This is a genomic window from Streptomyces sp. CB01635 (assembly GCF_002803065.1).
GTDB lineage: Bacteria > Actinomycetota > Actinomycetes > Streptomycetales > Streptomycetaceae > Streptomyces.
Window position 1 is genome coordinate 71,884 of the sequence record NZ_NNBL01000007.1, and the last position, 12,162, is coordinate 84,045.

Here is a 12,162-nt window from a genome sequence, read left to right on the forward strand (position 1 = left end):
AGGGGCGCAAGGCACCCGTGCGCATCGCCAGATTCTCCATCGACGGCAATGTCGCCTTCGGCGCGGTCGAGGGCGACAAGCCTGACGAGCTTGTCCTCGACATCATCAAGGGCATCCCGTTCGCGGACTTCGAACTCTCCGGCACGAAGGTCCCGCTGAGCAAGGTCAGGCTTCTGCCGCCGGTGCTCCCGAACAAGGTCGTCGCCTTCGGCCGCAACTACGCGGAACACGCGAAGGAGCTGGGCAACGAGGTCCCGGACGCCCCCTTCGCGTTCTTCAAGCCGTCCACCTCGGTGATCGGCCCCGGCGACCAGATCGCGTACCCCTCCTTCTCGCAGGAACTGCACTACGAGGCCGAGCTCGCCGTCGTCATCGGCCGCATGTGCCGCGAGGTCCCGCGCGAGCGCGTCAAGGACGTCATCCTCGGCTACACCTGCGCGAACGACGTCACCGCGCGTGACGTCCAGAAGCGCGAGAAACAGTGGGCCAGGGCCAAGGGCTTCGACACCTCCTGCCCGCTCGGCCCCTGGGTGGAGACGGACCTCGACCCCAGCGACCTGACGATCCAGTGCACGGTCAACGGACAGCAGCGCCAGCTCGGCCGCACGTCCCAGATGATCCACTCGATCGAGGACCTGATCGTCAACATCTCCGAGGCCATGACGCTGCTCCCCGGCGACGTGATCCTCACGGGCACTCCGGAAGGGGTCGGCCCGCTCAACGTCGGCGACGAGGTCGCCGTCACCATCGAAGGCATCGGCACTCTCACCAACAAGGTGATCAAGCGTGGCTAACGCGAACGTCCGCGTACGTTTCTGTCCCTCTCCCACCGGCAACCCCCATGTGGGCCTGGTGCGCACGGCCCTGTTCAACTGGGCCTACGCCCGGCACAACCAGGGCGTCCTGGTCTTCCGCATCGAGGACACCGACGCGGCCCGCGACTCCGAGGAGTCGTACGAGCAGCTCCTCGACGCGATGCGCTGGCTGGGCTTCGACTGGGACGAGGGCCCCGAGATCGGCGGCCCCCACGCGCCGTACCGCCAGTCGCAGCGCATGGACATCTACCAGGACGTCGCCGAGAAGCTCCTGGCCGCCGGCCACGCGTACCGCTGCTACTGCTCCACCGAGGAGCTCGACGCCCGCCGCGACGCCGCCCGCGCCGCCGGCAAGCCCTCCGGTTACGACGGCCACTGCCGCGACCTGAGCGCCGAGCAGATCGCCGCGTACGAGGCCGAGGGCCGTCGGCCCATCGTCCGCTTCCGCATGCCCGACGAGGCGATCACGTTCGAGGACCTGGTCCGCGGCGAGATCACCTACCAGCCGGAGAACGTCCCGGACTTCGGCATCGTCCGCGCGAACGGCGCCCCGCTGTACACGCTGGTCAACCCGGTCGACGACGCCCTGATGGAGATCACCCACGTCCTGCGCGGCGAGGACCTGCTCTCCTCCACGCCCCGCCAGATCGCCCTCTACAAGGCGCTCACCGAGCTCGGCATCGCGAAGCTCACCCCCGCCTTCGGCCACCTCCCGTACGTCATGGGCGAGGGCAACAAGAAGCTCTCGAAGCGCGACCCGCAGGCCTCGCTCAACCTCTACCGCGAGCGCGGCTTCCTGCCCGAGGGACTGCTCAACTACCTGTCCCTGCTGGGCTGGTCCTTCTCGGCCGACCAGGACGTCTTCTCCATCGAGGACATGGTCGCGAAGTTCGACCTCGCGGACGTCAACTCGAACCCGGCCCGCTTCGACCTCAAGAAGGCCGAGTCGATCAACGGCGACCACATCCGCATGCTGGACGTGAAGGCTTTCGCGGCGGCCTGCGAGCCGTGGCTGCGCGCCCCGTTCGCCAACTGGGCGCCCGAGGACTTCGACCAGGCGGCCTGGGAGGCCATCGCCCCCCACGCGCAGACCCGCGTGACGGTCCTGTCCGACATCACGGCCAACGTCGACTTCCTGTTCCTCAAGGAGCCGGTGGAGGACGAGGCGTCCTGGACGAAGGCCATGAAGGGCGACCCGGCCGGCCTCCTGACCACGGCCCGCGCGAAGCTCGAGGCCGCCGACTGGACGTCGGCCGACGCCCTCAAGGAGGCCGTCCTGGCCGCCGGCGAGGAGCACGGCCTCAAGCTCGGCAAGGCGCAGGCCCCGGTCCGCGTCGCCGTCACCGGCCGCACGGTCGGCCTGCCCCTCTTCGAGTCCCTGGAGATCCTGGGCAAGGACAAGACCCTGACCCGCATCGACGCAGCCCTGGCCAAGCTCACGGCCTAAGCTCGGTCACATGCCGATCCGCGCGGTCCTGTGGGACGTAGACGACACGATCTTCGACTACGCGAATGCGGACCGCGCGGGAATGCGGGAACACCTTCGGGCCGAGGGCCTGGCCGACGGATTCACCTCCGTCGGCCAGGCCCTCGCCCGTTGGCGCACCCTCACCCAGGAGCACTGGGCGCGCTTCGAGTCGGGCGAGACCGACTGGGAGGGCCAGCGCCGTGACCGTGTACGGGCCTTCGTGGGGCGCGGCGCCGACGGCACCATGGACGATGCCGAGGCCGACGCCTGGTTCGGGCGCTACATCGTCCACTACGAGGCCGCCTGGGCGCTGTTCCCCGACACGGTCCCTGTGCTCGATCTCCTCGCGGACCGCTACCGGCACGCGGTCCTGTCCAACTCCTCGCTCCACAACCAGGACCGCAAGCTGCGCGTCCTCGGCGTCAGGGACCGCTTCGAGGCCGTCGTCTGCGCCGCCGAACTCGGCGTGGCCAAACCGCAGGCCGCTGCCTTCCACGCCGCCTGCGAGGCCCTGGAACTGCCCCCGCGCGAGGTCGCGTACGTCGGCGACCAGCCCGACACCGACGCCCGCGGCGCCGAGGAGGCGGGGCTCACCGGCATCTGGCTGGACCGCGCGCGGACCGGCGGCCGTCCCGAACTCACGCGCATCACGGCGCTCGACCAGCTCCCCGCCCTGCTGGCCCCGGATACCCGTTTTGGAGCGCCGTCCACCTTCGGGTAATGTTCTTCCTGCGCCAAGGGAAACGGGCCGAAAGGCCGGATCCGGAAGCGTAAATCAAACAGAACCCTCGCAAGGGGTTGCTTTTTGATGGCCTATGGTGTAATTGGCAGCACGACGGTTTCTGGTTCCGTTAGTCTAGGTTCGAGTCCTGGTAGGCCAGCTCGCAGAGCTTATCTGCATCGCGGATTCCAGATCCGCAAAGCCCCCGTTGTGTAGCGGCCTAGCACGCCGCCCTCTCAAGGCGGTAGCGCCGGTTCGAATCCGGTCGGGGGTACAGATCCTTCCCAGGGGGACAGTCCGGGTCGCACCCGCTGTTTTTCATGCAGGATCGCTAGGGCCCCCGTTGTGTAGCGGCCTAGCACGCCGCCCTCTCAAGGCGGTAGCGCCGGTTCGAATCCGGTCGGGGGTACTGATCGGGCCATCCAGGCCTGGATCGCATTGGGCTATGGTGTAATTGGCAACACGACGGTTTCTGGTTCCGTTGTTCTAGGTTCGAGTCCTGGTAGCCCAGCTGGATCGCGTGACAGCGCAAGATCCTCGCCCCCGTTGTGTAGCGGCCTAGCACGCCGCCCTCTCAAGGCGGTAGCGCCGGTTCGAATCCGGTCGGGGGTACAAGACAGCAAGAGGCCCTCCCCAGTAGGGGAGGGCCTCTTCGCGTTGTCCGGAGCGCGTGAGAGCAAAAGGTCTCACCAAGTCTCAACTCGGGCCGGTCGCTGCGGCGTTGAAGCGGCCGGCCCGAGGGGGAGCGGTGTGGTGGGGGAGGGTCAGCCGGTGCGGCGCAGGGCCTCGGAGAGGCGGCCCGCCGCGTCGATGACGGCCTGTGCGTGCATCCGGCCCGGGTGGCGCGTCAGGCGCTCGATCGGTCCGGAGACCGAGACCGCCGCGACGACGCGGTTCGAGGGGCCGCGCACCGGCGCGGAGACGGACGCGACGCCCGGCTCCCGCTCGCCGATCGACTGGGCCCAGCCACGGCGCCGGACGCCCGACAGGGCCGTCGCCGTGAAGCGGGCGCCCTGGAGGCCGCGGTGGAGGCGCTCGGGCTCCTCCCAAGCCATCAGGATCTGCGCAGACGAGCCCGCCTTCATCGTGAGTGTGGAGCCCACGGGGACGGTGTCCCTGAGGCCCGACAGGCGCTCGGCGGCCGCGACGCAGATACGCATGTCGCCCTGCCGGCGATAGAGCTGCGCGCTCTCGCCCGTCACGTCGCGTAGGTGGGTGAGTACCGGGCCCGCCGTCGCGAGCAGGCGGTCCTCGCCCGCCGCCGCGGCCAGCTCGGCCATGCGCGGGCCGAGGATGAAACGGCCCTGCATGTCACGCGCCACCATGCGGTGATGTTCCAGTGCCACGGCGAGACGGTGAGCCGTGGGTCTTGCCAGTCCGGTCGCCGCGACCAGCCCCGCGAGGGTGGCCGGACCGGACTCCAGGGCGCTGAGAACAAGGGCCGCCTTGTCCAGAACGCCGACGCCGCTAGAGTTGTCCATGCGTCGATACTCGCGTCTCACTCTGTGAAACGCAAGTTCAATTTCCCGTGAAACTTGACACCCTGTACTTACAGCGGCCCGCAGACCAACGGGCCGGGACGTTCACGTCCGGTACGAGGGGTACGGACGTCGGCGACCACGATCTCTAGTTGGGCCGGCTCACGATGCCGGCCGGAGGGAAAGCGATGGGTAGGACACTCGCGGAGAAGGTCTGGGACGACCACGTCGTCCGGCGCGCCGAGGGCGAGCCCGACCTCCTCTTCATCGATCTGCACCTGCTGCACGAGGTGACCAGCCCGCAGGCCTTCGACGGCCTGCGCCAGACCGGTCGCCAGGTGCGGCGCCTCGACCTCACCATCGCCACCGAGGATCACAACACCCCGACCCTCGACATCGACAAGCCGATCGCGGACCCGGTCTCGCGCGCCCAGCTGGAGACGCTGCGCAAGAACTGTGCCGACTTCGGTGTGCGCCTGCACTCGCTGGGTGACGTCGAGCAGGGCGTCGTGCACGTCGTCGGCCCCCAGCTGGGCCTGACCCAGCCGGGCACCACGGTCGTCTGCGGCGACTCCCACACGTCCACGCACGGCGCGTTCGGCGCGCTGGCCTTCGGTATCGGCACCTCCCAGGTCGAGCACGTCCTGGCGACCCAGACGCTGCCGCTGGCCCGTCCCCGCACGATGGCCATCACGGTCGACGGCGAACTGCCCGAGGGCGTCACCGCCAAGGACCTGATCCTCGCGATCATCGCGAAGATCGGTACGGGCGGCGGCCAGGGCTACATCCTGGAGTACCGCGGCTCCGCCATCGAGAAGCTCTCGATGGAAGCCCGCATGACCATCTGCAACATGTCGATCGAGGCCGGTGCCCGCGCGGGCATGATCGCCCCCGACGAGATCACCTTCGCCTACCTCGAGGGCCGTGCGCACGCCCCCAAGGGCGAGGACTGGGACGCAGCGGTTGCGTACTGGAAGACGCTGAAGTCGGACGACGACGCGGAATTCGACGCCGAGGTCGTCATCGACGCCGCCGCGCTGGCGCCGTTCGTCACCTGGGGCACCAACCCCGGCCAGGGCTCGCCCCTGTCGGCGCACGTCCCCGACCCTGCTTCGTACGAGGACGCTTCGGAGCGCCACGCCGCCGAAAGGGCCCTGGAATACATGGGGTTGACCGCTGGGCAGCCGCTGCGCGACATCAAGGTCGACACCGTCTTCGTAGGTTCGTGCACCAACGGCCGCATCGAGGACCTGCGCGCCGTCGCCGAGATCGTCGGGGGCCGCCAGGTCGCCGACGGCGTACGGATGCTGGTCGTTCCCGGCTCCGCGCGGGTGGGTCTGCAGGCCGTCTCCGAGGGCCTGGACAAGGTCTTCAAGGAGGCCGGCGCCGAATGGCGGCACGCGGGCTGCTCGATGTGTCTGGGCATGAACCCCGACCAACTCGCCCCCGGCGAGCGCTCCGCGTCCACCTCGAACCGCAACTTCGAGGGCCGGCAGGGCAAGGGCGGCCGTACCCACCTGGTCTCGCCCCAGGTCGCCGCCGCCACCGCCGTGCTCGGCCACCTGGCCTCTCCGGCCGACCTGTCCGACACTGACGCCCGTACGCCCGCTGGAGTCTGATCAGCCATGGAAGCATTCACCACGCACACCGGCCGGGCTGTCCCGCTGCGCCGCAGCAACGTCGACACCGACCAGATCATCCCCGCCCACTGGCTCAAGAAGGTCACCAGGGACGGTTTTGAGGACGGGCTCTTCGAGGCCTGGCGCAAGGACCCCGAGTTCGTGCTGAACAAGGCCGAACGCGAGGGCGCCACGGTCCTGGTGGCAGGTCCCGACTTCGGCACCGGATCCTCCCGCGAGCACGCGGTGTGGGCGCTGCAGAACTACGGCTTCAAGGCCGTCATCTCCTCGCGGTTCGCCGACATCTTCCGCGGCAACTCGCTCAAGAACGGCCTGCTCACGGTGGTGCTCGACCAGAAGGTCGTGGACGCGCTGCAGGTTCTCGTGGAGAACGACCCCCAGGCCGAGATCACGGTCGACCTGGAGGCGCGTGAAGTACGGGCCGAGGGCGTCACCGCAGCCTTCGAACTCGACGAGAACGCGCGCTGGCGGCTGCTGAACGGCCTGGACGACATCAGCATCACGCTCCAGAACGAGGGCGACATCGCGGACTACGAGTCCAAGCGTCCGTCGTTCAAGCCGCAGACCGTGCAGATCTGAACTCTGCAAGGCTGATTCCGGCCATCGCAACGAGCATCTGTACCCCCAATCGTGGACGGTTGGGGGTACAGCTGTGTCCGGCCTCCGACCGCTCGCCAAGTGCCGTTGCGGAGGTCTCAACTCCCCGCGTTTTCAAGGGTGTTCGAGAGGTGCGCGAGCCTCGTGGCGCCCGTGCGCGCACGCCCCGCGAAGGGGCCCAGGAGCCCCGCCAGGGACGGCAGTTACCCCCTGCGGAGGCGACAACTCGCCCCAGATGGCACAATCTGTGCATGGAACACGACGGCCAACTCCAGCTCTATGCGGCGGTCGCGGACCAACTCAAGGAAGCGCACTCCAGGGTGCGCGCACTGCAAGTCCCGGAGGGCGTACGGATGGCGCTGACCCGGAAGCTGCTGGTCATTACGGCCGCGGCCAAGCACGATCTCGCCGGTGCGGCAAGGCGACTGGACCGATTCATGGTGGACCTCGACGAGGGTCGATTCCCACAAGAGGGCCACTGAAGAACTTCGAGACAGCCCGAGTCCGTTGCGGCACAAGGGTGATTAGCCCGTTTCGTGTTTGATTTGCGGTATATATCTGCCTAACGTGCGAAAAAGCCGGACCGGATACGTTCCGGCAATGTCTCCGAAGGGGAAGACGTGAACAAGGCGCAGCTCGTAGAAGCGATTGCCGACAAGGTCGGCGGCCGTCAGCAGGCCGCGGACGCCGTCGACGCGGTCCTGGACGCCATCGTCCGTGCCGTTGTCAGCGGGGACCGGGTCTCGGTCACCGGCTTCGGCTCGTTCGAGAAGGTCGACCGCCCGGCTCGCTACGCCCGTAACCCGCAGACGGGTGAGCGCGTACGGGTCAAGAAGACCTCCGTTCCGCGTTTCCGTGCCGGTCAGGGCTTCAAGGACCTCGTCGCGGGCTCGAAGAAGCTCCCGAAGAACGACGTGGCCGTGAAGAAGGCGCCCAAGGGCAGCCTGACCGGCGGTGCTTCGGCGACGGTCAAGAAGGCCGCGGCCAAGAAGGCCACGACCGCCAAGAAGGCGGCGGCGAAGAAGACCACCGCCAAGAAGGCCACGACCGCCAAGAAGGCGGCGGCGAAGAAGACCACGGCGACGGCGAAGAAGGCCACCGCAAAGAAGGCCACCGCCACGGCGAAGAAGGCCACCGCCAAGAAGGCCGCCCCGGCGAAGACCGCCGCGAAGAAGGCCACCGCGAAGAAGACGGCGCCCGCCAAGAAGGCCACGGCCAAGAAGGCGCCCGCCAAGAAGTCCACTGCGCGCAAGACGACCGCCAAGAAGACCACCGCCCGCAAGAAGTAAGGGCGACGGCCTCAAGGGCCCCTCACGCGCCGGGCCGGGCTCCCCTCGGGGAGCCCGGCCCGCGGTGTTTCGCGAAAACCCGGTTCATGCGCAAGCCCAGTTCAGGAGGGGCTCAGAGTGTCTGCAGCGTCACGAGAGTGATGCGCCGCGCCTCTCCCTCACCCTCGACCTCGATACGGACCCGCTGCCCCGGGCGCAGCAGCCGGAGGCCGCCCGCGTCGAACGCCGGGGCGTCGAAGGGCACGGGGGTGCCGTCGTCGAGCAGCACGCTGCCGGAGCGGGTGTCGGAGTCGTATGTGTACGCGGTGGCCTGCATGCAGGCAGCGTACTCAGTCCGGGATCAGCAGCCCGGCGGCCGCCCCCGCCGTGCGCGGGCCGACGCCGAGCGACAGTGCCGCCCGCAGGTCCTCGCCGGTGTCCACGTCTTGGCGAACGGAGTCGACGCCCGTCAGCGGGAGTTCCATTGCTCCCGACGCGGCATGACGGGCTCGGGACGCGGTGCCGAATGCGGGGCGCAATTCATTGCCGGGACCCGCACTGAGAAGAGTCGTCCCGATTCCCGCCGTATCGGGGAGAAATGCGCGGGGAAATAGCGCGGCCTCTGCAAGAACCCGGGACAATTCCGCCGACCGCAGAGCCGGCAGATCGGCGTTGAGCGCCGCGACGGCCGCATCCGGGCGCCGGGCCCGCGCCGCCGCCGCACCGTGCGCCAGGGCGGCGTTCAGGCCCGCGCCAGGGGTATCGGGGACGATCAGGGCCCCCAGGGCGGCCAGCTCCCTCCCGGCGAGCTCGTCGTCCGTGACTACCACCACATCCCGCACCCCGGCCGAGGCGGTCGCGGCGGCCACGGTGTCCTGCGCGAACGCCAGCGCGAGTCCGGGACGCACCCCGTCCCCCGCCGTGGGCGCCAGCCTGCTCTTGGCCTGCACCAGGGGTTTCAGCGGGATCACCAGGGTCCACTGCACGTGAGGTCCGTCCCTTCGGGTCGCGCTCATTGTGGCCCGGCGCGTGAGGTGGGCATAAACGCGCGGGCGTACGGTGTTCTCGACAGACCGGCGGCCTGGGGCGACACTTGTGCGGCTGACCAGGTCCGAGAGGGCCTTCAAGGGTCCATAGAGGAAGGTGTCCGAGTGTCCCGCCGCAGAATCGGCTTCTGGTACCGCCTGGCGGCGGTCATCGCTAAACCGCCGCTCGTGGTTCTGATCAAGCGGGACTGGCGCGGAATGGAGAACATTCCGGCCGACGGCGGATTTATCACCGCGGTGAACCACAATTCGCATCTGGACCCGTTCGCGTACGCGCACTTCCAGTACAACACCGGACGCGTTCCGCGATTCCTGGCCAAGCACGGCCTCTTCAAGAAGGGGTTCATCGGCGCCATCATGCGCGGCACCGGACAGATCCCCGTATACCGCGAGACCACGAATGCGCTCAGCGCGTTCCGTGCCGCCATCGACGCCGTCGAGCGCGGGGAGTGCGTCGCCTTCTACCCCGAGGGCACCCTCACCCGCGATCCGGACCTGTGGCCCATGGCCGCGAAGACGGGCGTCGCGCGCGTGGCACTGCAGACCAAGTGCCCCGTGATTCCCGTCGCCCAGTGGGGCGCCAACCTCGTGCTCGCGCCGTACGCGAAGAAGCCCGACCTGCTGCCGCGCAAGACGCACCACGTCCTCGCCGGACCGCCCGTCGACCTGGAGCGCTTCTACGACAAGGAGATGACCCCGGAACTCCTCAAGGAGGCCACCGAGGTCATCATGACGGCGATCACCGGGCTGCTCGGTGAACTGCGCGGCGAGCAGCCCCCGCAGCGGCGTTACGACCCCCGTGAGGCGCGCATCGCGCAGCGCCGCAAGGCCGCCGGGACCAACACCCTTACGGAACAGGCCGGTTCGCCCGCCATCGAGCACGGAAGTCCTGAGGAGAGCAAGTGACCCCACCCGTCAAGGCGGCCGTCTTCGGAACCGGCTCCTGGGGTACGGCCTTCGCCATGGTGCTCGCCGACGCGGGGTGCGACGTCACCCTGTGGGCGCGCAGGCCCGGACTGGCCGAAGCGGTCAACTCCACGCGTACGAACCCCGATTACCTCCCCGGCATCGAACTCCCCGGCAACATCAGGGCGACCACCGACGCCGCCGCGGCCGCGGACGGCGCCGAGTTCACGGTGCTCGCCGTGCCCTCGCAGACGCTGCGCGCCAACCTCGCCGAGTGGACACCGCTGCTCGCGCCCGGCACGGTCCTCGTCTCCCTCATGAAGGGCGTCGAACTCGGCTCCGCCATGCGGATGAGCGAGGTCATCGAGGACGTCACCAAGGTCGGCGAGGACCGCATCGCCATCGTCACCGGCCCCAACCTCGCCCGCGAGATCGCCGCCCGGATGCCCGCCGCCGCCGTCGTCGCCTGCAGCGACGAATCGGTTGCGCAGCGCCTCCAGACCGCCTGCCACACGCCGTACTTCCGGCCGTACACGAACACCGACGTGATCGGCTGCGAGCTCGGCGGTGCGGTGAAGAACGTCATCGGGCTCGCGGTCGGCATCGCCGACGGCATGGGCCTCGGCGACAACGCGAAGGGCTCGCTCATCACGCGCGGCCTCGCCGAGACCACCCGGCTCGGCCTCGCCATGGGCGCCGACCCGCTCACCTTCTCCGGGCTCGCGGGCCTCGGCGACCTCGTCGCCACCTGCTCGTCGCCCCTGTCGCGCAACCACACCTTCGGTACCAACCTGGGCAAGGGAATGACCCTCCAGGAGACCATCGCGGTCACCAAGCAGACCGCCGAGGGCGTCAAGTCCTGTGAGTCGGTGCTCGACCTGGCGCGCCGGCACGGCGTCGACATGCCGATCACCGAAACCGTCGTCGGCATCGTGCACGAGGGGAAGTCCCCGGTCGTCGCCCTGAAGGAGATGATGTCGCGCAGTGCCAAGCCCGAACGGCGCTGACGCGGGCGTCGCCGGACGCTGACTCCGCTGCTACCAGCAGGTACGCTCAACGCGATATGAGCAGCGAGAACCTTCCCCAGAGCAGCCGCCCGTCGGGCCAGAAGCCCCGTGTGGCCGTCGTCTTCGGCGGTCGCAGCTCCGAGCACGGCGTTTCCGTCGTCACCGCAGGCGCCGTACTGCGGGCCATCGACCGCACCAAGTACGACGTGCTGCCGATCGGCATCACGCGAGAGGGGCGTTGGGCGCTGACCGCCGACGATCCCGAGCGGATGGCCATCGCCGACCGCAAGGTGCCGGACGTCGCCGAGCTCACCGAGTCCGCCGAGGGCGGCGTCGTGCTGCCGGTCGACCCGTCGAGCCGTGAGGTCGTCTACACGGAGCCCGGCTCCGTGCCCAAGGCCCTCGGCGACGTCGACGTCGTGTTCCCCGTCCTGCACGGCCCGTACGGCGAGGACGGCACCATCCAGGGCCTGCTCGACCTGTCCGGGACGCCGTACGTCGGCTGTGGCGTCCTGTCCTCGGCCGTCGGCCAGGACAAGGACTACATGAAGCGCGTGTTCACCTCGTTCGGGCTGAAGGTCGGCCCCTACCTGGTGATCCGGCCGCGCGAGTGGGAGCAGGACCGCGAAGGCGCGCGGCGCCGCGTCGCGGACTTCGTCGGCGAGCAGGGCTGGCCGCTGTTCATCAAGCCCGCGCGCGCGGGTTCGTCGATCGGCATCACCAAGGTCGACTCCTTCGAGGGCCTCGACGAGGCGATCGAGGAGGCCCGCAGCCACGACCCGAAGATCATCGTGGAGGCGGCGCTCGTCGGCCGCGAGATCGAGTGCGGAGTCCTGGAGTTCGAGGACGGGCCGCGCGCGAGCGTGCCGGCCGAGATCCCGCCGGTCCAGGCCCACGACTTCTACGACTTCGAGGCCAAGTACATCGACTCGGCGTCCGGCATCGTGCCCGCGCCGCTCACCGACGAGCAGACGGCCGAGGTGCAGCGGCTCGCGGTCGAGGCGTTCGACGCGGCGTCCTGCGAGGGGCTCGTGCGCGCCGACTTCTTCCTCACCGAGGACGGCGAGTTCGTGATCAACGAGATCAACACGCTGCCCGGCTTCACCCCGATCTCCATGTACCCGCGCATGTGGCAGGAGAGCGGCGTGAGCTACCCGGAGCTGGTGGACCGCCTCATCCAGGCGGCGCTGAACCGCTCTACGGGACTGCGCTAGCC

At 69.1% G+C, this 12,162-nt stretch carries 13 protein-coding genes and 5 tRNA genes; 15 read left to right on the top strand and 3 right to left on the bottom strand.

What is annotated here, in order from left to right; translation table 11 throughout:
• Positions 1 to 17: 17 nt before the first annotated feature.
• The 8 genes from CG723_RS21025 (at position 18) to CG723_RS21060 (ending at position 3,616) form a co-directional block, all read left to right on the top strand.
• Entirely contained in the window at positions 18 to 794 is a 777-nt protein-coding gene (locus tag CG723_RS21025; RefSeq protein WP_100595023.1) for a fumarylacetoacetate hydrolase family protein, read from the top strand.
• Positions 787 to 2,262 (top strand): glutamate--tRNA ligase, encoded by a 1,476-nt coding sequence (gltX, locus tag CG723_RS21030; protein WP_100595024.1) that lies wholly within the window; start codon positions 787 to 789, stop codon positions 2,260 to 2,262. The genes CG723_RS21025 and gltX overlap by 8 nt, the downstream gene beginning before the upstream one ends.
• A 10-nt stretch (positions 2,263 to 2,272) precedes the next feature.
• Positions 2,273 to 3,004 (top strand): HAD family hydrolase, encoded by a 732-nt coding sequence (locus CG723_RS21035; protein WP_100595025.1) that lies wholly within the window; start codon positions 2,273 to 2,275, stop codon positions 3,002 to 3,004.
• An 88-nt stretch (positions 3,005 to 3,092) separates the two neighbouring features.
• Positions 3,093 to 3,164, top strand: a tRNA-Gln gene (locus CG723_RS21040).
• A 41-nt stretch (positions 3,165 to 3,205) separates the two neighbouring features.
• A tRNA-Glu gene (locus CG723_RS21045) sits at positions 3,206 to 3,278 on the top strand.
• A 62-nt stretch (positions 3,279 to 3,340) separates the two neighbouring features.
• Positions 3,341 to 3,413, top strand: a tRNA-Glu gene (locus tag CG723_RS21050).
• Between the two features lie 30 nt (positions 3,414 to 3,443).
• Positions 3,444 to 3,515 (top strand) — tRNA-Gln (locus CG723_RS21055).
• A 28-nt stretch (positions 3,516 to 3,543) separates the two neighbouring features.
• Positions 3,544 to 3,616, top strand: a tRNA-Glu gene (locus CG723_RS21060).
• Between the two features lie 152 nt (positions 3,617 to 3,768).
• Here the strand turns inward: CG723_RS21060 and ndgR are convergent.
• On the bottom strand, positions 3,769 to 4,485 hold the full coding sequence (gene ndgR / locus CG723_RS21065) for an IclR family transcriptional regulator NdgR (RefSeq protein WP_100595026.1): 717 nt from the start codon (positions 4,483 to 4,485) through the stop codon (positions 3,769 to 3,771).
• A 185-nt stretch (positions 4,486 to 4,670) separates the two neighbouring features.
• Between ndgR and leuC the strand changes: the two genes are divergently transcribed.
• From leuC to CG723_RS21085, 4 genes are all read left to right on the top strand, one after another.
• Complete coding sequence (gene leuC / locus CG723_RS21070; protein ID WP_100595027.1) at positions 4,671 to 6,101, top strand: 3-isopropylmalate dehydratase large subunit; 1,431 nt, start codon at positions 4,671 to 4,673, stop codon at positions 6,099 to 6,101.
• Positions 6,102 to 6,107: 6 nt separating this feature from the next.
• Positions 6,108 to 6,701: a 3-isopropylmalate dehydratase small subunit gene (leuD, locus tag CG723_RS21075; protein WP_100595028.1), complete on the top strand. Its 594-nt coding sequence runs from the start codon at positions 6,108 to 6,110 to the stop codon at positions 6,699 to 6,701.
• Positions 6,702 to 6,970: 269 nt separating this feature from the next.
• The gene (locus CG723_RS21080) at positions 6,971 to 7,201 is read left to right on the top strand and encodes a hypothetical protein (RefSeq protein ID WP_100595029.1); all 231 of its coding nucleotides are present in this window, start codon (positions 6,971 to 6,973) and stop codon (positions 7,199 to 7,201) included.
• Between the two features lie 138 nt (positions 7,202 to 7,339).
• Positions 7,340 to 8,008, top strand: coding sequence for an HU family DNA-binding protein (locus CG723_RS21085; protein WP_100595030.1), 669 nt, complete (start codon positions 7,340 to 7,342; stop codon positions 8,006 to 8,008).
• A gap of 112 nt (positions 8,009 to 8,120) precedes the next feature.
• Here the strand turns inward: CG723_RS21085 and CG723_RS47645 are convergent, their stop codons facing one another.
• Positions 8,121 to 8,324: a hypothetical protein gene (locus tag CG723_RS47645; protein ID WP_234374430.1), complete on the bottom strand. Its 204-nt coding sequence runs from the start codon at positions 8,322 to 8,324 to the stop codon at positions 8,121 to 8,123.
• A gap of 13 nt (positions 8,325 to 8,337) precedes the next feature.
• Positions 8,338 to 8,973, bottom strand: coding sequence for a 2-phospho-L-lactate guanylyltransferase (gene cofC / locus CG723_RS21090; RefSeq protein ID WP_234374431.1), 636 nt, complete (start codon positions 8,971 to 8,973; stop codon positions 8,338 to 8,340).
• 165 nt (positions 8,974 to 9,138) lie between these two features.
• Between cofC and CG723_RS21095 the strand changes: the two genes are divergently transcribed.
• From CG723_RS21095 to CG723_RS21105, 3 genes are read left to right on the top strand one after another with little or no spacing between them, the layout of a single operon-like run.
• A complete protein-coding gene (locus CG723_RS21095) occupies positions 9,139 to 9,939 on the top strand; it encodes a lysophospholipid acyltransferase family protein (protein WP_234374432.1) in 801 nt (266 codons plus the stop codon).
• Complete coding sequence (locus tag CG723_RS21100; protein WP_100595031.1) at positions 9,936 to 10,946, top strand: NAD(P)H-dependent glycerol-3-phosphate dehydrogenase; 1,011 nt, start codon at positions 9,936 to 9,938, stop codon at positions 10,944 to 10,946. Before CG723_RS21095 ends, CG723_RS21100 begins: the two co-directional genes overlap by 4 nt.
• Before the next feature lie 56 nt (positions 10,947 to 11,002).
• Complete coding sequence (locus CG723_RS21105) at positions 11,003 to 12,160, top strand: D-alanine--D-alanine ligase family protein (RefSeq protein WP_100595032.1); 1,158 nt, start codon at positions 11,003 to 11,005, stop codon at positions 12,158 to 12,160.
• The last annotated feature ends 2 nt before the right edge of the window (positions 12,161 to 12,162 follow it).

Coding starts and splice junctions, on each gene's coding strand:
- CG723_RS21035 (WP_100595025.1), top strand. CDS start 2,273: ATGCCGATCCGCGCGGTCCTGTGGGACGTAGACGACACGATCTTCGAC.
- ndgR (WP_100595026.1), bottom strand. CDS start 4,485: ATGGACAACTCTAGCGGCGTCGGCGTTCTGGACAAGGCGGCCCTTGTT.
- leuC (WP_100595027.1), top strand. CDS start 4,671: ATGGGTAGGACACTCGCGGAGAAGGTCTGGGACGACCACGTCGTCCGG.
- leuD (WP_100595028.1), top strand. CDS start 6,108: ATGGAAGCATTCACCACGCACACCGGCCGGGCTGTCCCGCTGCGCCGC.
- CG723_RS21080 (WP_100595029.1), top strand. CDS start 6,971: ATGGAACACGACGGCCAACTCCAGCTCTATGCGGCGGTCGCGGACCAA.
- CG723_RS47645 (WP_234374430.1), bottom strand. CDS start 8,324: ATGCAGGCCACCGCGTACACATACGACTCCGACACCCGCTCCGGCAGC.
- CG723_RS21105 (WP_100595032.1), top strand. CDS start 11,003: ATGAGCAGCGAGAACCTTCCCCAGAGCAGCCGCCCGTCGGGCCAGAAG.